The sequence below is a fragment of the Kitasatospora sp. NPDC096128 genome, from assembly GCF_040303105.1.
Lineage (GTDB): Bacteria > Actinomycetota > Actinomycetes > Streptomycetales > Streptomycetaceae > Kitasatospora.
In genome coordinates, this window is sequence record NZ_JBEOSP010000013.1 from 142,117 (window position 1) to 164,285 (window position 22,169).

Annotated in this window: 16 protein-coding genes; 7 read left to right on the plus strand and 9 right to left on the minus strand. The window is 73.1% G+C overall.

Features of this window, described 5'->3' with window-relative positions; translation table 11 throughout:
• Window positions 1-123 precede the first annotated feature (123 nt).
• Both ABTY61_RS16995 and mctP read left to right on the plus strand, forming a co-directional pair.
• Complete coding sequence (locus tag ABTY61_RS16995; protein WP_350505776.1) at window positions 124-363, plus strand: DUF3311 domain-containing protein; 240 nt, start codon at window positions 124-126, stop codon at window positions 361-363.
• On the plus strand, window positions 360-2,012 hold the full coding sequence (mctP, locus tag ABTY61_RS17000; RefSeq protein ID WP_350505777.1) for a monocarboxylate uptake permease MctP: 1,653 nt from the start codon (window positions 360-362) through the stop codon (window positions 2,010-2,012). Before ABTY61_RS16995 ends, mctP begins: the two co-directional genes overlap by 4 nt.
• Window positions 2,013-2,087: 75 nt before the next feature.
• Here the strand turns inward: mctP and ABTY61_RS17005 are convergent, their stop codons facing one another.
• The 7 genes from ABTY61_RS17005 to ABTY61_RS17035 form a co-directional block, all read right to left on the minus strand.
• On the minus strand, window positions 2,088-3,284 hold the full coding sequence (locus ABTY61_RS17005; RefSeq protein ID WP_350505778.1) for a histidine kinase: 1,197 nt from the start codon (window positions 3,282-3,284) through the stop codon (window positions 2,088-2,090).
• Complete coding sequence (locus ABTY61_RS17010; RefSeq protein WP_350505779.1) at window positions 3,284-5,008, minus strand: sodium/solute symporter; 1,725 nt, start codon at window positions 5,006-5,008, stop codon at window positions 3,284-3,286. The genes ABTY61_RS17005 and ABTY61_RS17010 overlap by 1 nt, the downstream gene beginning before the upstream one ends.
• Window positions 5,005-5,277 (minus strand): hypothetical protein, encoded by a 273-nt coding sequence (locus tag ABTY61_RS17015; RefSeq protein ID WP_350505780.1) that lies wholly within the window; start codon window positions 5,275-5,277, stop codon window positions 5,005-5,007. Before ABTY61_RS17015 ends, ABTY61_RS17010 begins: the two co-directional genes overlap by 4 nt.
• A 179-nt stretch (window positions 5,278-5,456) precedes the next feature.
• Window positions 5,457-6,272 (minus strand): LytR/AlgR family response regulator transcription factor, encoded by an 816-nt coding sequence (locus tag ABTY61_RS17020; RefSeq protein WP_350505831.1) that lies wholly within the window; start codon window positions 6,270-6,272, stop codon window positions 5,457-5,459.
• A gap of 473 nt (window positions 6,273-6,745) precedes the next feature.
• Window positions 6,746-7,324 carry a sigma-70 family RNA polymerase sigma factor gene (locus ABTY61_RS17025; RefSeq protein ID WP_350505781.1) on the minus strand — a complete coding sequence of 193 codons (579 nt, stop codon included), beginning with the start codon at window positions 7,322-7,324 and terminating at the stop codon, window positions 6,746-6,748.
• Between the two features lie 400 nt (window positions 7,325-7,724).
• A complete protein-coding gene (locus tag ABTY61_RS17030; protein WP_350505782.1) occupies window positions 7,725-8,453 on the minus strand; it encodes an anti-sigma factor family protein in 729 nt (242 codons plus the stop codon).
• A complete protein-coding gene (locus ABTY61_RS17035) occupies window positions 8,450-8,938 on the minus strand; it encodes a sigma factor-like helix-turn-helix DNA-binding protein (RefSeq protein ID WP_350505783.1) in 489 nt (162 codons plus the stop codon). The genes ABTY61_RS17030 and ABTY61_RS17035 overlap by 4 nt, the downstream gene beginning before the upstream one ends.
• A gap of 187 nt (window positions 8,939-9,125) precedes the next feature.
• Here ABTY61_RS17035 and ABTY61_RS17040 point away from each other — a divergent pair, with 187 nt between their 5' ends.
• Entirely contained in the window at window positions 9,126-11,918 is a 2,793-nt protein-coding gene (locus ABTY61_RS17040; RefSeq protein ID WP_350505784.1) for an ATP-binding protein, read from the plus strand.
• Here ABTY61_RS17040 and ABTY61_RS17045 read toward each other — a convergent pair whose 3' ends face one another.
• Window positions 11,919-14,774 carry a helix-turn-helix transcriptional regulator gene (locus ABTY61_RS17045; RefSeq protein WP_350505785.1) on the minus strand — a complete coding sequence of 952 codons (2,856 nt, stop codon included), beginning with the start codon at window positions 14,772-14,774 and terminating at the stop codon, window positions 11,919-11,921.
• A 423-nt stretch (window positions 14,775-15,197) separates the two neighbouring features.
• Between ABTY61_RS17045 and ABTY61_RS17050 the strand changes: the two genes are divergently transcribed.
• Entirely contained in the window at window positions 15,198-16,133 is a 936-nt protein-coding gene (locus ABTY61_RS17050; protein ID WP_350505786.1) for an NADP-dependent oxidoreductase, read from the plus strand.
• Between the two features lie 296 nt (window positions 16,134-16,429).
• On the opposite strand, the gene ABTY61_RS17055 is transcribed toward ABTY61_RS17050, so the two are convergent.
• Window positions 16,430-17,908, minus strand: a complete 1,479-nt coding sequence (locus ABTY61_RS17055; protein WP_350505787.1) for a hypothetical protein — start codon at window positions 17,906-17,908, stop codon at window positions 16,430-16,432.
• 302 nt (window positions 17,909-18,210) lie between these two features.
• Between ABTY61_RS17055 and ABTY61_RS17060 the strand changes: the two genes are divergently transcribed.
• From ABTY61_RS17060 to ABTY61_RS17070, 3 genes are all read left to right on the plus strand, one after another.
• Complete coding sequence (locus ABTY61_RS17060) at window positions 18,211-19,149, plus strand: 3-hydroxyacyl-CoA dehydrogenase NAD-binding domain-containing protein (protein WP_350505788.1); 939 nt, start codon at window positions 18,211-18,213, stop codon at window positions 19,147-19,149.
• Between the two features lie 366 nt (window positions 19,150-19,515).
• Window positions 19,516-20,547, plus strand: coding sequence for a guanitoxin biosynthesis L-enduracididine beta-hydroxylase GntD (gntD, locus tag ABTY61_RS17065; protein WP_350505789.1), 1,032 nt, complete (start codon window positions 19,516-19,518; stop codon window positions 20,545-20,547).
• 42 nt (window positions 20,548-20,589) lie between these two features.
• Complete coding sequence (locus ABTY61_RS17070; protein ID WP_350505790.1) at window positions 20,590-22,146, plus strand: pyridoxal phosphate-dependent decarboxylase family protein; 1,557 nt, start codon at window positions 20,590-20,592, stop codon at window positions 22,144-22,146.
• Window positions 22,147-22,169: the final 23 nt, after the last annotated feature.

Here is a 22,169-nt window from a genome sequence, read left to right on the forward strand (position 1 = left end):
CGGACCGACCACCCGGCTGCCGAACCGCTCGGCGGCCGGACCGAATCCGACCAGAACTGCCCGGAGGCTGTCCGCATGTCGTCAGAAGTCCCTTGGACGGACAGGGAGTCGGGCTCGCAACCGGTGCCTCCGCTCACGCCGGAGCGCTTCCTGGCAGGCCTCGCGCTGGCCGTACCCGTGGTCGCGTTGCTGTGGGTCCCCTCGTACAGCAAGTCGGCCCCGGCGCTCGGCGGGGTGCCGTTCTTCTACTGGTACCAGCTGATGTGGGTGCCGCTGGCGGCGGTCTTCACCGGTGCGGCTCATCTGCTGCTCTCCCGCGACGAGAAGCACCGCGCGGCACTGAACGGCGGTGACGCCCGATGACGCGCCTCGCCGACGGAGTGAACGCCCCCGCGCTCACCGTGTTCCTGCTGCTGCTCGCCCTGGTGACCGTGCTCGGGTTCCTCGCCGCACGCTGGCGACAGGCGGACAACGCGCTCGACCTGCACGAATGGGGCCTCGGCGGCCGTTCGTTCGGCACCTGGGTGACCTGGTTCCTGCTCGGCGGCGACGTGTACACCGCCTACACCTTCATCGCGGTGCCGGCGGCCGTGTACGCCACCGGGTCGGCCGGCTTCTGGTCCATTCCGTACGCGGCCGTGGTCTACCCGCTGGTGTTCCTGCTGCTGCCCAGGCTGTGGTCGGTGGCCCGGGTGCACGGCTACGTCACCCCGGCCGACTTCGTGCGCGGCCGCTATGGGTCCCGGGCACTGAGCCTGGCCATGGCGCTCACCGGCATCCTCGCCACCATGCCCTACATCGCCCTGCAACTGGTCGGCCTGGAAACGGTGTTGACCGTCCTGGGGATCGGCGGCGGCCAGGCCGCCAACCCACTGGTCCGGGACCTGCCGCTTCTGATCGCCTTCGCGGTGCTGGCCGCGTACACCTACTCCTCCGGCCTGCGGGCGCCGGCAGTGATCGCCTTCGTCAAGGACGCCCTGGTCTATATCGTCATCATCGTCGCGGTGGTCTACCTCCCGATGCGGCTGGGCGGCTACGGGCACGTCTTCGACAGTGCCGCGGCCAAGTTCCAGGCGGTGAACCCCGCCACCCACCAGCCGACCGGCTCACTGGTGCCCGGCCCCAAGGCCCAGTGGGCGTACGCCACGCTGGCACTCGGCTCGGCCCTCGGCCTGTTCATGTACCCGCACACCCTCACCGGCGTGCTCGCCGCGAAGTCCCGGAGGACGGTGCGACGCAACATGGCCATCCTGCCGGCCTACACGCTGATGCTCGGCCTGCTGGCGCTGCTCGGCTTCATGGCCGTCAGCGCCGGTGTCGGCCAGGGCGTCAAGGGCTACAACGCCCAACTGGCCGTCCCCCAGTTGTTCGCCCAATTCTTCCCCGGCTGGTTCGCCGGCGTGGCCTTCGCGGCCATCGGCATCGGTGCGCTCGTCCCGGCCGCGATCATGTCCATCGGAGCGGCCAACCTCTTCACCCGCAACGTCTACAAGGAGTTCCTGAAGCCGGACGCCACGCCGGAGCAGCAGACCAAGGTCGCCAAACTCGCCTCCCTGCTGGTCAAGTTCGGCGCCCTGGCGTTCGTCGTCGGTATGGACAAGCAGTTCGCGATCAACCTGCAGCTGCTCGGCGGCCTGTGGATCCTGCAGACCCTGCCGACCGTCGCGGCGGGCCTGTTCACCCGTTGGTTCCACCGGTGGGCGCTGCTGGCCGGCTGGGCCGTGGGCATGGCGTACGGCACCTGGCAGGCGTACGGAATCGCCACCCCGGCCACCAGGCACTTCGGCGGCAGCACCGCGGTGGTCCCGTTCATCGGCGAGACCGGCTACATCGGGCTGACCGCCTTCGCCCTCAACCTGCTCGTCGCGCTCGCCCTCACCGTGCTGCTGCGAGCCCTCGGTGCCCCGCAGGGCAAGGACGAGACCAGCCCGGAGGACTACCGCGTCGAGGCCGGGACAGCGGCGGACGCCCCCGAGCCCGCGCCGGTCCCGGCGCTGACCGCTGCGAGCTGACGCCTGCGGGCAGCCGAAAGGGGTGGCACCGTTCGGCGCCGCCCCTCGAACCGGGCGGAGAACGCCCGGACGAGCTCAGGCGCGTGGGGCGGGTGGTGGCGAAATCCGCACACCCGGGTGGTACTTGGGGATCCGCACGGTGATCTTCATGCCGGCCTCCACCCCGGTCTCGATCACCAGGCCGTATTCGTCCCCGTAGACACGGCGCAGGCGCTCGTCCACGTTGCCCAGGCCGATGCCGTGGGACGGTCCGCCCTCGCCGCGCAGGATCGCCCGCAGCCGGTCCGCCTCCATGCCCACGCCGTCGTCCTCGATCACCACCCGCGCCTCCGCGCCCGCGTCGTCGGCCCCGATGGTGATCCGGCCGCGTTCCGGGCGTCCTTCGATGCCGTGCTTGACCGCGTTCTCCACCAGCGGCTGGAGGCAGAGGAAGGGCAGCGCGACCGGCAGCACCTCGGGTGCCACCCGCAGGGCGACCTCCAGCCGGTCGCCGAACCGGGCCCGGACCAGGTTGAGGTACTGGTCGATGGAGCGCAGTTCGTCGGCAAGGGTGGTGAAGTCGCCGTGCCGGCGGAACGAGTACCGGGTGAACTCGGCGAACTCCAGAAGCAGTTCACGGGCCCGGTCGGGGTCGGTGCGGACGAAGGAGGCGATGGCGGCCAGCGAGTTGAAGACGAAGTGCGGGGAGATCTGTGCCCGCAGGGTGCGGATCTCCGCCTCGATCAGGTCCCGGCGCGAGCGGTCGAGCTCGGCCAGCTCCAGCTGCACGGCCGCCCAGCGCGCGACCTCGCCGGTGGCCCGCACCAGCACCGGCGAGTCCTCCGGTCCGTAGGCCGCCAGCGTGCCGAGCACCCGGCCGTCGACCTTCAGCGGTGCGACGGCGGCCCAGCGGACCGGGCAGGAGGGATCCGGGCAGCCGACCTCGACGAGCTGCGGGCGGCCGCTCGCCAGCACCTGGGCCGCCTTGCTCATCACCTCGGGCCGGTGGTGCTCGCCCGCGCCGTCCCAGGCGAGCATGGTGTGCTCGTCGGTGAGACACATCGCCGGGGTACCGAGCAGCGGGCGCAGTCGGCGGACGGCCTTGCGGGCGGTGTCCTCGGTGAGCCCGGCGCGCAGCGGCGGGGCGGCCAGCGAGGCGGTGTGCAGGGTCCGGAAGGTGGCCAGTTCGACGTCCGTACCCCGGTTGCGCTCCCGGCGCGAGCGGCGTGCCAGCACCCAGTGTGCTCCCGCGCCGAGCGGCACACCGGCGAGGAGGGTGAGGAGTTGCACCATCAGCCGACATCTCCTCGGGCGGGGGTCGCGGCGACGGTCTCCGGCAGGTGCAGCCGGGCCAGGACGACGGCCGTACCGGGCGGTATCCGGCCGGGTGTCGCGAGCGAGACCGCGACCATCACCAGGAAGCCGAGCGGCACGCTCCAGACGGCCGGCCAGGCGAGCAGGACGTGCGGCCAGCCGTTCGGGAAGACGTCGGCCATGGTGAGCAGGGCGGCGGCCAACGCGGTACCACCACCGGTGAGCGCCCCGGCGATGGCGCCGGGCGGGGTGAGCCGGGGCCACCAGATGCCCAGCACCAGCAGCGGGCAGAGCGAGGAGGCCGCCACGGCGAAGGCCAGCCCCACCGCGTCCGCCACCGGCAGGCCGACGGCCACCAGGGTGCAGACGGTCGGCGTGGCGACCGCCAGCACGGCGGCTCGGCGGAAGCCGCGGATGCCCATCGGGGGGAGCACGTCCTGGTGCAGCACGCCGGCCACCGAGACGGCCAGGCCGGAACAGGTGGAGAGGAAGGCGGCGAACGCGCCGCCCGCCAGCAGCGCCCCGAGCAGGGCGCCTCCCGTGCCACCGACCAGCCGCTCGGGCAGCACCAGCACGGCCACGTCGGTGTCGCCGGTGAGCACCAGGTCGGGGGCGTAGATCCGGGCGAGCGCGCCGTACAGCGACGGGAGCAGGTAGAAGACGCCGAGCAGGCCGAGCACCACCAGCGTGGTCCGGCGGGCGGCGCGGCCCTGCGGACTGGTGTAGAACCGGACCACCACGTGCGGCAGGCCCATCGCGCCGAGGAAGGTGGCCAGGATCAGCCCGTACACGGTGTAGAGCGGATGAGGCTGGGTGCGGTCGGACAGCGGGCGGCCCCAGGCCGAGCCCGTCGGGTCGTCCGCCTTCGCCGGGACCTCCGCGCCGGGCGGGAAGTCCAGCGTGGTGGCGGTGTCGAGCGCGTGGATGCCCGGGGCGAGCGCGAGCGGCGCCGCCGCGTACGTACGGCCGTCGACCGTACCGCTCACGGTGACCCGCTCGGGAGTGCCGATGGCGATGCGGACCGCGGTGTCGGTCCGCACGACGGTCGAGCGGTGGAAGACCGGGCGCGCGGCATCGGCGCCGGGCGAGCCGTCCGAATGCCAGGCGAACCCGAGGAAGAGCAGCGGGACGAGCAGCGCGGTCAGCTTCAGCCAGTACTGGAACGCCTGCACGAAGGTGATGCTGCGCATGCCGCCCGCCGTGACGTTGGCGGTGACCACCAGGGCGACCACCACGCCGCCGACCCAGCGCGGCGCGCCGGTGACGGTCTGCAGGGTCAGCCCGGCGCCCTGGAGCTGGGGCAGCAGATAGAGCCAGCCGATGCCGGCCACCAGCGCGCCGGCGGTCCGGCGCACGGCCAGGGACTCCAGCCGGGCCTCGGCGAAGTCCGGCACGGTGTACGCCCCCGAGCGGCGCAGCGGAGCCGCGACGAAGAGCAGCAGGACCAGGAACCCGGCGGTGTATCCCAGCGGGTACCAGAGCATGTCCACGCCGTGCGCCAGGATCAGCCCGGCGATGCCGAGGAAGGAGGCGGCGGACAGGTACTCGCCACTGATCGCCGCGCCGTTCAGTCGGGCGTTGACGGTCCGTGAAGCGACGTAGAAGTCCGAGGTGGTCCGGGAGATCCGCAGGCCGAGCGCGCCGATCAGTACGGTCGCCAGCGCCACCACGATCACCGCGCCGATCGCGTACGGGTGGCTCACGGCCGCTCTCCGGGCATCGGGAGCCGCGCCTCGTTCCGTTCGACCTGACGTATGTACCAACGGCCGATCAGCCACATCACGGGGTACGCCGCCACGCCGAGCAGCAGCCAGGCCAGACCGAGACCGCCGATCCGGGCCGTCGCCGCGCCGGGCACGAAGGCCATGACCAGCGGCAGCGTGCCGATCAGCAGCACCAGCGCTCCCGCGGCGCGCAGCGCCACGGACAGCTGGCGGCGGATCAGCCCGGCGGCCTCGGGATCGAGCGGCACGGGCGGGACGGGGGGCGCCGGACGCGTCGGCCGGGTGCGCGGCTCGCCGGTGACCACCTCGCGGCGTGGCCGGGGCCGTGTCGTCGTCACCGTGCCCCTCTCTCCGACCTCACCGGGCACCCCCGCGGCGGCCCGGACAGCTGTTCGCGGGGCAGTCTACGGAGATCGGGCCGAACGGGTTATCCGGTGGTCCCGCGGGCGTGGTCCATGGCCTGCCGCACCAGCAGGTCCCGTACCTCGCGCGCGTTGCGCCGGCTCACGGCGAGCAGCTCCCCGCCGACCCGGACGCTCAGCGCGCCCGCGTCCAGCCGGAGCTCCTCGACGGCGCCGAGGGCGACCAGGTACCGGCGGTGGATCCGCACGAAACCCCGGTCCTGCCAACGCTCCTCCAGTGCGGAGATCGGGATCCGGACCAGGTGGTCCGCTCCGCCGACGGTGTGCAGGCGGGCGTAGTCGCCCTGCGCCTCGACATGGGTGACCTGGTCCGCCCCGAGGAAACGGACCGCTCCCCCGGTGTCGACCGGCACGGCGTCCCGGCCCGAGGGCGAGCGCTCCGGCGCCTCGGCGGATCCGGCCGGCGGCGCGGTTCGGCTCACCCGCTCCGCCTCGACCAGCGCGCGGACCCGCCGGACGGCCTCCGCCAGGCGCTCCCGGCGCACCGGCTTGAGTACGTAGTCGACCGCCCGCAGGTCGAACGCCTGAACGGCGAAGCCCTCGTGCGCGGTGACGAAGACCACGGCCGGCGGTCTGGCGAACCCGGCCAGCAGGCGGGCCGTGTCCAGACCGCTGAGCCCGGGCATGTCGATGTCCAGGAACACCACGTCGAGCCGGTCCTCGCCGTCCGGCCCGGCCTCCAGCGCCCGGCCGATCCGCCGCAGCGCCTCGGTCGCGTCGGCGGCACCCTCGGCCCGCTCCACCCCGGGGTCGAAGCGGAGCAGGTACAGCAGTTCCTCCAGGGCCGGCGGCTCGTCGTCCACCGCCAGTACGCGCAGCATGGCGAAGGAGTCTAGCCAGGCCGTCCGGACCGGCCACGCGGGCGGGCCGACGGGCATCCGCCGGGTGCGCTGTCGACCGTAGCGACCCGGCCGACGCGTACGGCGCAGCAGCGGGGTACCGTCGAGCAGCAGGGCCACGGCGGCAGCTGCCGCGGCCTTCATGGCTGCTGTCACGGTGAGGCTCCCGTCGATCAGGCTGTCGTCACGCCCTCGGGCGCACGCCCTGATTCACGGAGCGGGTGCCAAAGCCCGCCCGTGCCGTCAGGCGGCGCGCGGCAGTTCCCCAGGCATCCGACGCCACCGGTCGGCGGCCCGGTCCGCGCGCCGGCCGGGGTCCACACCGAGGTGCTCAGCGGGTTCCAGCGGTACCGGGGTCGGTCCGCCCGCCAGGGGCCCTGCTTACGGCCGGGATGGCTCCGGGATTCAATCCGGCTCGGAAATTCCTGCTCCGAAGTCGCGACCGCGGTCAGGCCTCAGGGCACCAGGCCGTGCTCGCGCAGCGCCAGGCGCAGCCCGCGGATGGCGTAGAAGCAGCGGGACTTGACGGTTCCTTCGGGCACGCCGAGCAGTTCGGCGGTCTCGGAGAGCGAGCGGTGGTTGAAGTAGATCTCGGTGAGCACCGCCCGGTGCGCCTCGGTCAGCGAGGACAGTGCCTGGCGCACCGACCAGTTGTTGAGCAGCCGATCGATCTCGTTGCCGAGCGCGGGCTCCTCGGCGAAGACCGTGAGGTCGGGTGAGCCCACCTCGGTGGGCCGGCTGCCGCGCGCCCGCAGATGGTCGATCAGCAGGTTGCGGGCGACGCGGTAGAGCCAGCGCAGCGGCGTACCCTGCTGGGCGGAGAGGATCTCCGGGTGGTGCCAGGCACGCACGAAGGTCTCCTGGGTGAGATCCTCCGCGAGCTGGGCGTCGCCAAGGGTGCGCTTGGCGAGATAGCCGTGCACGGCCCGGCGGTGTGTGGTGAGCAGGCTCCGGAACTCTGCGTCGGCCATCCGCGGCCGGTCGGCGGGGGCGGATGGGGTCTGGGTGACGAAGTCCTGGCCGTGCTCGGTCATGAGGGTCCTCTGGTCGGGTGAAGGCGTCGCTGCTCTGACGAGGTGATCCGAGCCTCTCGGCCGGCCAGGTCACGGGCATCCGCCAACTGGCTCCGGACCTGCGCGGATCCGGCACTGCCCGCCGGCAACCGGGCCATTCGTCGTGCCGAGGCCGCACCGCCGGCGGCGGAAGGTGCGACGAACGGTCGAATTCACCGGTCGAACGGTCGAACGGTGACCGTCTCCGACCCGCCACCGATCCACCGCCACGCCGCTGACCTGCGGGTTCTCGCCAGTTGGCGGGTGTTCGTGACAGCGCGGACGGGCGGCCGGCCGCACTGCGCCGAACGGCGGGCCGAGAAAGACGGAAACGGCCCGGTCAGCATGACCGGGCCGTCCCCTTCCGCGAGGTCGGAGGTGATCAGACGGGTACCGAAACCAGCTCCCGCCCGTCCGCGGTGCGCACCTCGAAGTGGTCGAGCTGCTGCCGGGACAGCGAGGTGCCGCCGTGCACCAGCAGCGGATCCGGGTGCCGGGGCATGCCGTACCCGGCGGCCGGCACGGACCAACTGGTCACCGACTCCCGTTGCCCGCTCCTGGAGACCGCCACCAGCGAGCAGACCAGCGGCCCGTCGACACCACCGAGCTGGAGCGCGACATGCGTGCCCCAGGCCTTGTCCTCCAGCCCGACCACCCCGGCCACGCCGGTCACCGGGTCGGTGGCGCCGTGCTGCTCACCGGTCATCATCAGCATGGCGGCCGGACTCGGCGTGGGGCCGGCGGGCCTGCTCGCCACCGCCCGGCCTGAGCCCAGACGCAGCGAGACGAAGGGCGCGGCCACCAGCAGCGCGGCGGCAGCGGTCAGCGCCGCCGCCGTCCGCCAGGTGCGGCGGTGCCGGTCCCGGGCCACGTCCCGTAGCAGTTGGTCCAGCAGTTCGTCGTCCGCTCCGGCGGTGGAGCGGACGTCATCTGCCTCCGGCGGCTCCCCCACGAGCGGGAGCAGCAGCTCGCGGACCGACTGGAAGGAACCGATCTCGCTCAGGCATTGGTCGCATTCGAGCAGGTGCTCCTCGAACCGGTCGGACTCCGGACCGTCCAGTCCGCCGAGCACGTAGGCGCCGAGGTCGGCACAGTCGGGGCTACGGTTCACCAGGCCGATTCCTGTTCTTCGATGGCGAGGGCCAGGCGGTGCAGCCCGTAGTAGAGACGGGACTTCACCGCCTCGGGCGGAAGACCGAGGACCTCGGCCGCCTGCTGAACCGTCCGGCCCTTCAGGAAGGTTTCGACCAGCGCCGCCCGGTGCTCGGGCGGCAGTCCGGCCAGCGTATCGGCGATGGGCAGCTCGTTGCCGGGCCGGGCCGGCGGCCGGCTGGGCACCGGTGCGGCCGCGACGCCGCGCCACCGACGCCGCAGGCCCAAACGCGGACGCCTGACCGACAGTCGGCGCAGCTCGTCGGCCAGCCAACCCGTCAGGTCGGCACCGACCGGACCGGCCGGCCGGCGGACGGCGTTCAGCAGCGCGGTGCGGAGCAAGGCATGAGCCCGCGTCCGGTCGCCGCCCGCGAGGGTGAGGGCATGCGGATACACCCCGGCTGCGTGCCGCGCGTACAGCTCACGCGCCAGCCGCTCCTGCACACGCTTCGTCAACCCACGATCTCCCCGCCTCGGCTCCCCCACTCCACGGACGGAGCGACCCACAGGTTCAGCGTGATCCACACCACAGCCCGAGAGTCCGGACCGGCCATCGGGTAGCCTCCTGACCGGAATCGGGAGCGATCGGCTGATCGGCTCCTTTCCTGGTCAGCGGGGGCGAAACGGGCAGATGACGGACAGCGGGCAGAAGACGATGACGGCGACCGACGAGCCGCTGTTCGGCCGTGACGCGGAGTTGGTCCGCCTGGCGGACCTGCTGTCCGAGACCCGCCGGGGCTACGGCGCGGCCGTGCTGGTCGAGGGCGAGCCCGGGAGCGGCAAGACCTCGCTGGTGGGAGCGCTGGAAGCGCAGGCGCTGGCGGCCGGCTGCACGGTGCTGCGCGGCTGCTGCGACGAGGCCGCCAGCGGGTTCCCGCTGCTGCCGGTACTCGACGCGCTGGGCGTACACCGCCGCAGCGAGGACGACGCCCATGCGGAGATCCGCCAGTTGCTTCGCCTGGGCGCGGGAGCGAACCAGGACGCCATCCCCGCGCTGATCGAGCGGCTGCTCGACCTGGTGGAGACCGCCTGCGCCGCCGGGCCGGTGGTGCTCACGGTCGACGACCTCCAGTGGGCCGACGACACCACCGCCGTCTGGTGGCAGCGGCTCGCGCGCTGTGCCGACGAGCTGCCCCTGCTGCTGATCGGCGCGGTGCGCACCCTGGGCGGCTCCCCCGCCGTGGACGTGCTGCGCCGCAGCCACGCCAGGCGCCAGAGCCCGACGCTGCGTCTGAGCCCCCTCGACCCGGCCGCGCTGGCCGCACTCGCCGCCCACCGGCTGGGTGCCGTCCCCGGCCCGAGGCTCTCCCAGCTGCTGCTCAGCACGGGCGGCAGCCCGCTGTGCGCGGTCGAGTTCCTCGCCCACGTCGGGCGGGAGGGTCTGCTCCAGTCGGCCGTGGACGGCCAGGCCCTCGACCTCGCCAAGGAGTTGGTCGGCGCCACCCTGGCCGGCGCGGTCCGCAACCGGATCAGCCATCTCAGCCCGGAGCAGCGCGAGTTCCTGCAGACCCTCAGCGTGCTCGGCCCGGAGTTCGGCACCGAGCAGGCGCTGGCCGTGCTGGACGGCTCGGCCCGCGAGCTGGCCCCGCTGTTCGCCGAGACGCAGGCCGTCGGCCTGCTCGCCCAGCACGGCACGGTGACCGCGTTCCGCAACCCGCTGCTCCAGGAGCAACTGTACGAGGAGATCCCGCTCCAGCTGCGGGCCACCCTGCACACCCGGGCGGCCGAGCGGCTGGAGGCGGCCGGCGCCCCGCTCGACCGCGTGCTGCAACAGCTCACCAAGGCCGCCGCCGGATCGGACTCCTTCGCCCCGCAGGGCAGTTGGGCCCACGGCTGGCTGCACGAGCACACCGAGGCGCTGGTCAACCGCACTCCCGCGGTCGCCGTCGAGCTGCTGTCGCCGCTGGTCGATCCGGCGGCACCCGGCGGCACCGTGCACCTGGCGGTCCTCACGGCGCTGCAACGGCTCCAGCGGCACAACGAGGTGGAGGCGCACTGTCGGCGGCTGCTGGACTCCGGTACCGACCCCGAGATGATCGGCCAGGCCGGCTACCAGCTCGCGGTCTGCCTTCAGCGCGGGGCGCGGTTCGCCGAGGCGAACGACCTCACCGACCGGCTCTTCGCCCGCAGCGACCTCCCGCCGAAGTGGCGCGCGGCGCTTCACGCCGTCCGCAGCACGACCGAGGACAACGTGGGCCACCAGGAGGCGGCGGAGCGCCACGCCGAGCTGGCGATCTCGCTGGGCCGGTCCTGCGAGGCCTGGTTCGCCGTCGGCCTCGGCGGCTGGTACAGCGCGCAGTTCGCGGCATCGGCCGACCCGCACCTGGCGCTGCGCCGGTACGACGAAGCCGTCGACGCGCTGCGCCGTGACCCGTCGCAGCGGTTCATGCTGACCATCGCGCTGGGCGGCCGGCTCAGTGTGCTCCACCAGCTCGACCGCACCGCCGATCTCGCCGACACCGTCGACTCGATGCACCGCCTGATCGGCGCCAACGGCGGCGTCGCACCGTTCGTCACCACCATGGTCCTGGCCGAACTCCGCTACCACCAAGGCCGCTGGGACGAAATCCAGGCGGACACCGAGCACCTGACCGAGCAGAGCCCGGCCGAGAACTGGCAGCTCTACACGCTGCACGGGATGCTGGCCGTGGTCGCGGCCCACCGCGGCGACGAGGCGGCGCTGCGCCGGCACCTCGACAAGTGCGCGGACATGCCGCAGGAGGAGGGCTACCTGCTCGACTTCGGGCAGTGGACGAGGCTGGCGCGGGCGGTGGCGGCGGACCGGGCCGGGGAGCCCGGCCGGGCGGTGGCCGCCCTGCTGGAGTTCCACCACCCCGAACTGATGGACCGTCAGCGGATGCGCTTCCAGCTGCTGCCCTACCTGGTGCGGTTCGCGCTGGCCGCCGGAGACCGGGCCACCGCCGCCGACGCCGCCCGGCTGTGCCGGGCCCAGGCGGAGCCCCGCCCGGTCACGCACTGGCAGCAGGCCGCCGCGCACTGCGAAGCCATGCTCGCCGACGACGCGGCCGCCCTGCTCGACGTGGCGGCGTACTACCAGCGCACCGAAAGGCCGTTGGAGCACGCCCAGACCCTGCACGACGCGGCGCGCGCGTTCGCGGCCGCCGGCGACCACCAGGCGGCCGAGGCCGCCGCGGCCCAGGCGGTCGCCGCCTGCCACCGGCTCGGCATCCCGGGCGGCGCGGACGCCCCGGCGCAGCAGCCCGACCGCGGCTGGGAGTCCCTGACCGCCACCGAGCAGCGGATCGCCCGGCTGGCCGCGCAGGCCAGGTCGAACCCGCAGATCGCGGCGGAGCTCAACCTGCCGCGCCGGACCGTCCAGACCCACGTCTCGCGGATCCTCGCCAAGCTCCAGCTGCGCTCGCGGGTGGAGATCCCGTTGCACGTCCCGGCCGACGCCCGGTAGTCAGCCGGCGCCCGGATCCTCGGACCGGCGGGCGAGTTCCTGAGCGATGGCGACCCGGGAGGTGGCGCCGAGCTTCGCCAGGATGCTGGACACGTGGGTCTGCACCGTCCGCACGGAGACGCCCAGCCGGGCCGCGGTCTCCGGGTTGGACAGCCCCTGGCCGACCAGCCGGGCCACCGTCAGCTCGGCGGGCGTCAGCGCCTCCCAGCCGCTCGCGGCCCGCCGGCGGCCGGCACGGCGCCGGACGACCGCGTCGACGCCCGCCGCGCGCAGCCGCTGCTCCGTCCGCCGGGCCTCGGCCAGGGCGCCCATCCCCCGGTACTGCTCCAGTGCCTCGGCCAGGACCGGCCGCGCCTCGGCCATCCGTCCGGCGGCCGCCTCAGCTGCCGCCAGATCCTCCAGCACCCAGGCCAGTTGGGTGCGCCGCTCCACCGACCGGAAGTACTTCGCGACGGCGCCCAGCCCGGTCGCGTCCGCCGCGAGCAGTGCCTCGCACCAGGCCAGCACCCGGGCCCGGTGCGGCACCGGCTGTACGGACGCCGCCTGCCGGGCGAACTCGACGAACCGCTCGGCGAGTTCGCGATGGCCGCAGTCGAGCGCGAGCCGTACCGCCCGGGGGCACCAGATCAGCCGGTACGCCGCCCCCTGGACACGCCCTGCGGTCAGCTCACCCTCCAGCGCCCGCAGTGCCCGGTCGGGTTCGCCCGTGCGCTCGGCCGCCATCGCCTCTGCCACCCGGAGCAGCGTCGAGGCCCGGCCGACGGCCCGGCCGCCGGCGAGCTGCTGGGCCCGGCGCAGCTGCTCGGCCGCGGCCTCCGGCTCGGCACAGACGGCCTGCTGGACGGCAAAGGCGCAGTGCGCGCTGAGCATCGGCTGCGGCTCGTCCGGGCGGCACAGCTCGGCGAGCTCGTCCCCGCCGAGGGACCAGTCGCCGTTGCGCAGGTGGAGGGCGAAGCCTGCCACCGCCGTCCACCGCCCGTCATGGGTGCGTGAGCGGGCCGCCGAGGCCCTGGCGCGAGCCTGGGCTGCGTCCGAGTCGGGCCGCCGGTCCAGCTCGCCCAGCAGGTCGGCCAGTTCGGAGAGCACCACCGCGTGCAGCTCGGGCCGGCCGTCCCCGATGCCACCCAGTAGGTCGCCGGCCTCGTCCAGCAGCGCCAGGGCACGCTCGGCCGCACCGCCCGCCCGGGCCGCGACGGCCCGGCACAGCGCCAGCCCGGCCAGCGCCCACTGGTCGCCGGAGTCGCGCGCCGCAGCCTCGGCAGCGGCTTCGATCGTGGCGAGCCGGGCCCGGACGGGCTCACCGAGCACCACCAGCGCGTAGACCAGGCAGGCCCCGAGTCGGGCACGCAGTGCGAGCGGAACGCCCTCCCTGGCGAGCTGCTCCTCGCACAGGCGGCCCGCTTCGGTGTGGCCGCCGACCAGGTGGAGACTGCGGGCGAGGTCCCAGGCCAGCTCGGAGGTCAGCACCGGGTCGTCGGTCGAGGCGAGGATGTTCCGGGCCAGCTCCAGCGCCTGGGTGTAGCGCCGGGTGCGCAGCATGGCCCGGGCCAGCGCGGCCTGCAACGCCTTGTCCCGGCCGTCGAGCTTCTCCCCGCCGGCCGCCGCGCGAAGCACCGGTACGGCGAGCTGCGGCGCCTGCTCGACCAGCGCGGACGCCTGCTGCCGGACCCAGCCGACGGCCCACCGGCTCAGCACCGGCCCGGCCTGCTCCAGGTGTTCGGCGACCTGGACGGCGTCGGCGCCGGACTCCGCCAGCCGGTGCGCCGCGTCGGCGTGCATCGACCAGCGAAGCACCGCCGGGACGCTTTCCCGGATGCCGCGCCAGAGCACCGGGTGACAGAAGCCCAGACCGGTCCCGGTCTCCGCCAGCAGCCCGGTCGAGACGGCCTCCCGTACGCCGGCCAGCAGGGCGGTGGCCGGCTGCCCGGTGACGGTCGCGAGGTCCGGGACCCGGAAACGCTGCCCGAGCAGCGCCGCCTCCCGGACGGCCTGCGCGGCGCCCGGCGACAGCTCCGCGAGCCGAAGTTCGGCCAGCTCGGTGAAGGCCGGCTCGGCCGCGCCCTCGGCGACCTCGACCGCGCAGTCGGTGCGGCGCAGCAGGCCCTGCCGGTCCAGCACGTCGAGGAGTTCCAGCAGATAGCGGGGGTTGCCGCCGACCTGCGACAGCAGCCGTACGAGGCTCTCGCCGGAGGGGGCACCCAGCCGGTGACGGGCCAGCGCCAGGGTGGCGTCCGGCGCGAGCGGGCCGAGTTCGATCACGTCGTCGTCCAGCCGGCCCGCCACCACCAGGGACTCCACCGGCCGGGACCACTGCCCGTACCGCACGCACGCCAGCAGTAGCAGCGGCAGGTCCACGGCCGCCCGGGCCAGCCGGCGCCAGAGCGCGACCGAGGCGTCGTCCAGCCACTGCGCGTGGTCGATCACCAGGACGAGCGGCCCTTGGGCGCACTGCTCCTCGACCGCTTCCAGCAGCAGCCCGCTGGTCGCGGCCACCGACACCGCGCCTCCCGCGCTGCGGGCCAGCTCGGCCAGGTCCGGGCTGGAGCGGTAGAGCGCCTGGCCGCTCGACGTACGGCACTCCAGGAAAGGCAGCAGCGGCAGCCGCCGACCGAGCTCGTCCGCCTCGCCGCGCCAGACCTGCAGGCCGGCCCGGACCGGCCCGGCCAGGCAGTGCTCCACCAGACCGGTCACCCCCGCGCCGGCCTCGCCGGTCACGAGCACTCCTCCGCCGGCACCGTTCCGGGCCCGGGTCAGCCGGTCCCGCAGACCGGCCGTCTCGTGCTCCCGACCGAACAGGGCGGCGACGTCGGCCGCGCTGCCAGGCCGGCGCCCCGAGGCGGTGAAGACGGCATCCAAGCGGTACTCCTCAGCGGTACGGTGGTCGGTCCGGCGCGCCATCGGTCGTCAGGTGCGATCCGGTTTCCCGGACCTCATTCTCCGCTGGAGGACGACCCTCCCACATCCCGGCACGTACCCACCGGACCACGTGGTCAGCCAGTCCCGGCGGACCACCCGGACCGCGAGCCGGGCCCGCGAGGCGAGGTCCGGCTCGGTCGTGATTCATCTGTCCCAGCGTGCCGACCGGAACCCGTCAGGAAGCGGTGCACTCGGCCCGGACGGCCACCTCCGGACCGTGCAGTACACAGCAGACGGCGGGGTCCGAACACAAGTGGCGCGACGGCCGGTTCCCGGAACTCCCCAGCACCGCACGTTGAACCCTGCATCCGAGCCGCGCGTAAGACGCTGCGTCGGAAACCGCGCCAACAGAAGGAGAGAACCGTGCGCGCAGCGTACATCGAGGCGTTCGGTGCCATTGAGGACGTCGTGCGGGTCGGCGTCCGGCCGGACCCGGCCATCCGCGCCACCGAGGTGGTCATCCGGGTCCGTAGCGCGAGCGTGAATCCGATCGACCACATCGTGGCGACCGGGGCCCTGCAGGCGGTGCACCCGGTCGCGCTGCCCCTGACGCTGGGCAACGACGCGGCCGGGGTCGTCGTCGGGAAGGGCACGGCGGTGACCCGGTTCAAGGTCGGCGACGAGGTCTACACCCGGGTCGACCCGGCCACCTCCGGGGCGTTCGCCGACTACGTCGCGGTCGATCAGGACCTCGTCGCGTTGAAGCCCGCGACCATCGGCTTCGACGCCGCCGCGTCGCTCCCGCTGGTCGCCCTGACCGCCTGGCAGGGCCTGGTGGAACGCGCGGGCCTGAGCCAGGGCCAGAAGGTGCTGATCCACGCCGGCTCGGGCGGAGTGGGCTCCATCGCCATCCAGCTGGCGCGGCATCTGGGAGCGCACATCACCACCACAGTGTCCGCCGACGGCGCGGCACAGGCCCGTGAGCACGGCGCCCACCAGGTCGTGGACTACCGGACCGAGAGGTTCGAGGACGTCGACGGCGACTTCGACGTGGTGCTGGACACCCTGGGCGGTGAGGTGCAGGAGCGCTCCTACGGCGTGCTGAAGCCCGGCGGCGTCCTGGTCTCCACCGTGTGGGTCCCCGCAGCACAGGAGGCGGCCGAGCGCCACGGCATCCGGGTCGAGCCGTTCTTCATGCACCCCAGCGGCGAGCAGTTGGAGACGCTCGCGCGCCTCGTCGACGCCGGCACGGTCCGGCCCTTCATCGACCGTGCGTACAGCCTCGACGAGACCGCCGACGCCCTGCGCCACAGCGCCTCGAAGCGCGCCAAGGGGAAGATCGTCATCCACGTCTCCTGACCGGCCCACGACTCCCCTGCACCGACCGCCCGGCACCACGCCGGGCGGTCGTCCGCGTTCGCCCACTGCCGCTCGGCCCGTGCCCAGGCGGAGCGCCCGTCGGTTCTCGGGGAGAACCGACGGGCTTCGGTGCGCTCACGTCGGAGATCGGACCTCGCCGGCCTTCTGCCCGCCGGGGATCAGTGCCGCCCGGCGATCGGTCCCCGCAAAGCCGAGCGGGACCCCGGCCGGGCCACCAGGCCCGTTGCCGGGGTCCCGCTCGATCGGCCCGCCGGGGCCCGGGTGCTCGGGACCGCTCAGTCCCCGAAGCGGATGGAGGCGATCTTCATGTCGAAGCCGATCACAGTGAGATCCGGGATGCCGGCGGTCACCACCGCCGAGGTGCCGGTGCAGTCGGGGCCCGTCCAGATCTTGACCGGCCCGCCGCTGAGGTCCAGCGAGGCGGCCTGGCTCCCCTTCTGGACGTTCTTGCAGCCGGGACCGCTGACGGCCTCCGAACCGTTCGGCTCGCTGAACTTGACGCCGGTGTCGATCGTGACCACCCCGCTGCCGGGGGCCACCGGGGTCCCGGTTGTGCCCGGCGCGGCGACGGACGCGCTCGGCGAAGCGGGTGCGCTCGGCGCGGTGGCGGTGGCCGAGGCCGTCGGCGCGGCGGACGCGGCGGACGCGGCGGACGCGATGGGTGCACCGCTCCCGGCGGCCGGGCGCAGCACCCTCCCGCCGTGCGGTGACACTGCGAACCAGGTGCCGCCCACTCCCTCACCGTTCGTCTGCCCCGGGGCGGTGTCCTTGCTGAAGCGGTACACCGGCCAGCCGCCGACGGTGACCTGACGCGTGCCGTCGGCCCGGGTCACGATGCCGATCTCCGAGGTCGGCACACCGGCGACGAAGATCCGCGAGCCGGGCTGGACCAGGACCGGCGGCCACGTCGTGGCACAGGCGTCATTGCAGGTGGACTTCGACGGCTTCGCCGTGTCCTTGTCGAACCGGTACAGCGTGAACCCGGCGCCGTCGTGCACGATCGGGGTCAGGCCGCCGGCCGAACCCGCCGTCAGTTGCACCCACTTCATCGCCTCCGGGCTGTTGCGCGGTCCCGAGTACTGGTCGCCGGTGTTCGGCGGCGCATTGTTCTCCTTCGCGGTGCCGTTCTTGTAGTCCAGGCCGGTACCGGCGTCCGTACCCTGCTGGGACTGGCCGGCCTTGCCGCCCTCCGGTGTCACGGCAAACCAAGTGCCGCCCACGCCTTGGCCGTTGTCCTGCCCCGGGGCGGTGTCCTTGCTGAACCGGTAGACCGGCCAGCCGCCGATGGTCGCCTGGAGCGTTCCGTCGTCGCGCTTGAGGACACCCACGTCGGCCTGGGCCACGCCGTCCAGGAAGATCCGCGAGCCGGGCTGGACCAGGACCGGCGGCCACGTCGTGGCACAGGCGTCATTGCAGGTGGACTTCGACGGCTTCGCCGTGTCCTTGTCGAACCGGTACAGCGTGAACCCGGCGGCGTTGCGGACGACCGGATTGAGCGGACCAGCCGCGCCCACGCTGAGCTGCACCCACTTCATCGCGGCCTGAGTGTTCGTCCCACCGGCGGCGAAGTCCCCGGTGTCGGCAGGCGCGTTGTGCTCCTGTGCCGTGCCGGGCACATAACTGACGGGCGAGGACGCCGTCGTGCTCTCGGAGGGCTTGGGCTCCGCCTCCGTGCCGCTCGGAGAGCAACCCGTCAATGCCGCCAGCCCCGTGGCCAGGGCGGCCGAGAGTATCGCGGTGCGTGCTCGGATCATGTCGATTCCCCAGATGGTTCCACCGGCTGCCCGTTTCTCCGCCAGCCGTCCGACCCCCTTGACGGACCGCGCCGGTGAACTCCTCAACCTCTCCCCGATCAACGCGCGTGACCCGCATCACACCCCGCTCACGGAAGCCACCCGCCCTCGACCGCCTCTCCAGGGCTGCTCGGGGCGGTGCCTCCCTCGACAGCGGCGGAACCCGGTCCGAACGCGACTGAACCGGGCACCGCGATCACCCGTGAAGCGGGCCGACGGCTTCCCCGCCCGCACTCTCCCTCCCCGCCGCGAAAGGCAGTCTCATGAGCACCTCGGAAACCTACTCCCGCGTCGCCGTCGTCGGCGCCGGCACCATCGGCGCCTCCTGGACCGCCCTCTTCCTCGCCCACGGCCTGCACGTCACGGTCAGCGACCCGCGCCCGGACCTGGAGGAGTACGTCACCGCCCAACTCGTCGCATTCACCCCGACGCTGGCCGCGCTCGGCCTGCCGACCGAGGACTTCACCGCACGACTCGTCTTCGAGCCGGAGTTGGAGAAGGCCGTGGCCGACGCCGACGTGGTCCAGGAGAGCGGCCCGGACGACCTGGACCTCAAGCAGGAGCTGTTCGCCCGGCTCGGGGCGGCCACCCGCCCCGGCACCCTTCTGCTCTCCTCCACCTCCGGCATCCGCGCCACCGACTTCACCGCGCGGATGGCCGCGCCCGGCCGAGTCGCGGTCGGCCACCCGTTCAACCCGCCGCACCTGATCCCGCTGGTCGAGATCGTGCCCGGCGAGCGGACCGAGGCCGGCACCCTGGAGGACGCCGCCGCGTTCTACCGCCAGGTCGGCAAGCAGCCGCTGATCCTGCGTCGGGAGATTCCAGGCTTCGTCGCCAACCGCCTGCAGTCCGCGCTGTTCCGCGAGGCCGTCCACCTGGTCACCACCGGGGTCGTCAGCCTCAAGGACCTGGACACCATCGTCACCAGCTCGATCGGCCCGCGCTGGGCGGCCGGTGGCCCGTTCCTCACCTTCAACCTCGGCGGCGGCCCCGGCGGCCTGGAGCACTTCCTGAAGCACCTCGGCCCCGGTATGGAGCTGCTGTGGCAGCTGCTCGGCGCGCCGTCCTTCGACGAGGCCACCATCGCCACCCTGAACGCCCAGGTACGCGAGGCCTACGGCGACCGGACCCACGACCAGCTGAGCACGGTCCGCGACCGCGACCAGCTGGCCCTGATGGCTGCCCTGCACAACGCCGACTGAGCGACCCGGCGCCGGAGTCGGTCATGCCTCTCGACAGTCGCCTGCCCGCCGCGCTCACGCCTGACAGCACGCCGTTCGACGTCCAAGCCTGCCCGGCCGCGAGGCGGCCCAGCCGGCGGGAGCGGCTGGACCGCACGGAGGCCCTGCGCGTGACCGGTGCCCTCTCCGTCCGCCGCCCACCCCGCAACAGAGGGCGACGCGCTCCGCAGATTCCACGGCGTGACGCGCATCACATTCGGGTGGGGGATTGAAACCCGCCGCATCTGCTCCCGTGATGTGTGTCGAATACCGGTGCCGCCGAAAAGCCCATGGCTTACGAATCCCTTCGCGCACACAAGCTCCCATCTCCGAAGGGGGATTCCAGAAATGTTCCACATCCAGCTCAGCCGATCCGATATCGAGGCGGTCGATGAACTCGTGTCGACCATCGCAGGGCGGTACCCGTCAGCCGACGACGCCGAATTCCTCAAGGAATCCACGGTCTTCGCACAGCGCCTTCCGGAAACGCTCCGCACCTCACTCAACCGGTTCCGGCTGACCGAGCCGGCCGGCGCGTGCCGGATCTCCGGGTTCCCGGTGCATGACGACCGGATCGGCGAGACGCCCCGCCACTGGGCCGACACCGCCGGTCGGCCCGGCCCGACCCTCCGCGAGGAGTTCTTCCTCGTCCTGTGCTCCTCGCTGCTCGGTGACGTGTTCGGCTGGGCGAGCCAGCAGGCGGGCCGACTGGTGCACGAGGTCGTTCCGATCCCGGGACACGAAGGGCTGCAGATCAACTCCGCGAGCAGTTCGACCCTGTTGTGGCACACGGAGGACGCGTTCCACCCCTATCGGGCCGACTATGTCGGACTGATGTGCCTGCGCAACCCTCAGCGGGCCGAGACCACGGTGGCGTGCATCGCGGACGTCGAACTCGACCGGGAGACCGCGGGGATCCTCTTCGAGCCGCGGTTCGTCCTCCGTCCGGACGAGGCCCACCTGCCGAAGAACGGCACCCCGAACCGGCCGACGAGTCCGAGGCACTCCGAGGCGATGGCACGCGGCCACGCCCGCATCGAGCGGATGCTGAGCCATCCGCAGAAAGTCGCCGTTCTCTTCGGCGATCCGGCCTCGCCCTATCTCAGGCTCGATTCCGCCGAGGTGGAACGAACCGACGACCTCGACGCCATGGCAGCGCTCGATCATCTCCTGACAGCTCTGGACCAGCAGTTGAACGACGTCGTCCTGGAACCCGGCGACCTATTGTTCGTCGACAATTTTCGGGCCGTCCACGGACGGCAGCCGTTCACCGCCAATTACGACGGCCGCGACCGCTGGCTGAAGCGCGTCAACATCACACGTGATCTGCGCCGGTCACGTGACTCAAGGATTTCGACCGACGACCGAACCGTCCACTGACCGCCAGAAGAACGAAGTCAGCAGAGCAAAGGCAGGATTCCCATGACCGAGCTGGTTGAACGGGCCGCACGGCCGACCACACCCGAACGGTACTCCGGACCGCAGCTGGCCGGCGGGCCGGACGGACCGGCCGAGTTGCGCAGGCTCCTCGACATCGTGCTGACCGCGCTGGTCGACGGCGGCGCCGCACGCGGCGGACCCCTGCCGCCCGGCGATCCGTCCGAGTTGAGGCGCGAGGTGCGGAGCACGCTCGGCGAGGTGCTGCCGGACGAGGGGGCCGGGCCGGGCGTACTCGGACCGATGGCCCGGATGTTCGCGCGGGGCGCCGCCGACCTGGCCGACCCCGCCTGGTCGGCGCACCTGCTCTGCCCGCCGTTGGCCCTCTCGGTCGCCGCCGACGTGGCGGCCACGGCTCTCAACGCCGACCTGGCCTCCTGGGACCAGACGCCGGCCGGGATCGTGCTCGAAGGCGAGATCATGGCCGCCCTGGCCGAGTTGGTCGGCTTCGACCCCACCGCCGCGGCCGGCGTCGTCACCTCGGGCGGCACCGAGTCCAACTTCATGGGACTGCTGCTGGCGCGCGACGCGGTGCGGCCGCGGTACGCGGGTGCGGCGAGCGCTCTCGGTCCAGGCAGCGGGCGGCTGAGGATCTTCACCTCACGGGTGGCCCACTTCTCCATCCAGCGAAACGCCGCCCTGCTCGGCCTCGGCGCCTCCGCCGTGGTGCCGGTCGACGTGGACGAGCGCTACCGGATGGATCCCCAGGCGCTGCGCGCGGCGATGAACCGGAGCGCGGCCGCCGGAGACGTGCCCCTCCTCGTGGTCGCCACCGCGGGCACCACAGACTTCGGCTCGATAGACCCGCTGCGCGAGATCGTGCCGATCGCCCGCGCCCACGGCGCGTCCGTCCACGTGGACGCCGCGTACGGCGGTGGCGTGCTGTTCTCCGACCGGCTGTCCGGCCTGCTGGACCACATCCACAGCGTCGACAGCCTCTCGCTCGACCTGCACAAGTTCGGCTGGCAGTCGGTCGGCGCGGGGGTGTTCCTCGCCAGGCGGGCGGAGACCTTCGACCCGCTGGCGGTCCGGGCGGCCTACCTCAATCCGGAGGATGACGAGGACGCCGGCTACACCAGCCACCTCGGCCGCTCGCTGCTCACCACCCGCCGCGGCGACGTGTTCAAGATCGCGGTGACCCTGCGGGCGCTGGGACGCTCCGGGCTCGGCGCCCTGGTCGAGACCTGTTGCGACCGTGCCCGGTACGCCGCCGACCGCGTTCAGGCCGAGCCACGGCTGGAACTCGTCGCCGAACCGACCCTGTCCACAGTGGTCTTCCGCTACCGGCCGACCCAGGACGATCCGGCGAACTCGGACCGGATCAACGCCGGCCTGCGCCGCCGACTCCTGCGCAGCGGCACCGCGGTCATCGGCCGCACCGACCTGACCGGCGGACCAGGCGGGATCCGGCTGAAGTTCACCACCCTCAACCCGAGGACCACGGAGGCCGACGTGCGTGCACTGGTCGACTCCGTGATCGCGGCCGGAGCGGCCGAGGAGGAGGCGCAGCGCACCAACCCGGTCGAACCGAAAGCCAACTGACCATACGTGAGGAGACACCTGTC